Source organism: Solidesulfovibrio alcoholivorans DSM 5433, from assembly GCF_000702665.1.
In the GTDB taxonomy this organism is placed as follows: Bacteria; Desulfobacterota; Desulfovibrionia; order Desulfovibrionales; family Desulfovibrionaceae; genus Solidesulfovibrio; species Solidesulfovibrio alcoholivorans.
Map to the genome: position 1 here is coordinate 1 of NZ_JNJA01000064.1, position 1,037 is coordinate 1,037.

Genomic DNA, 1,037 nt, shown 5'->3' on the forward strand with positions numbered 1-1,037 from the left:
GTTTGGACCCTGTATAATTACTCTACGTTTACAAGCGACACAAATTTAATATCTAAAAGTTTTATAGTAAAAACAACAAAAATAATTAATTCGATATACTCCATATCTACAGATTCTGATAATTGCCAATTTGTTTCTAACTCAACAGCAAATAATATTGAAATAATCGTCAATAAAATTCACCATGTGGTGTGGAATGTTTCGTATTGGCTAAAAAATACAACAAACAAGACGCTTGACCGAAGCGATGGTGGTAGTAAAAGATGAGAAAAATTATTATTTTTGTTTTTGAGCAAATTGTTTTTTATCTTTTTATAATAAATTTCTTGCTTGTCATAGGAGGGTCAATATATTTAGCCCGCATACTAAAGACGCAGTTTTTATGGATAACTTTAGATGAAGGGTTTATCGCAGTTTTTCTAATACTCATAGGATTTTGTATTTTATGTACGACTTTTGGAGTTTTGATGATCACACTTGATAATAACAGAGCACTAAATAAGATTTTAGACACACTCAAAAGCAACTGATTGTTCAAAGAAAAACTGCTTAACTGGTCAATTGATTTCGACAATTTCATACGCCACCGTTAATGCTTTTTTTAATAGTTTCCATGCCATCAATCAAAGCATTTAACTTATTATTTCAATATGTTAAAAAATAATCATTTGTTCCTTCCAAGTTCAAAATCCCTCTGTCTTTAACAACATGCTGAAATTATTGTGAAAGACGATCAGAAATGGGCGTCTTTTCGCTTTTCTGCCACATGACGCAAGTAGTGAATCCAGCAACCTAGTTCTCGACCTAGCCTTCCTTCGAAAATATTGACGCTACCCGCTAAGCGCCCCCCCTTACGGGTATGGACTATCTTATTGATCCGTATTTGTCCGCTTGGCGCAATTGCATCTTTTGCCGTTAAAAATGATTAATCATCTTTCGCAGGACTTCTGTTGACATCCTTTGTTTTTGAGATACGATCAACTCCGAAACTACGACATCAAAAACGAAGGAGACCTAACCATGCCTATTGCATCGAA

At 34.2% G+C, this 1,037-nt stretch carries 1 protein-coding gene; it reads left to right on the plus strand.

The features are described from left to right. Positions 1-267 (plus strand): hypothetical protein (locus Q368_RS26855; protein WP_211249816.1); only part of this gene is annotated, 267 nt, incomplete at its 5' end. Positions 268-1,037 lie beyond the last annotated feature (770 nt).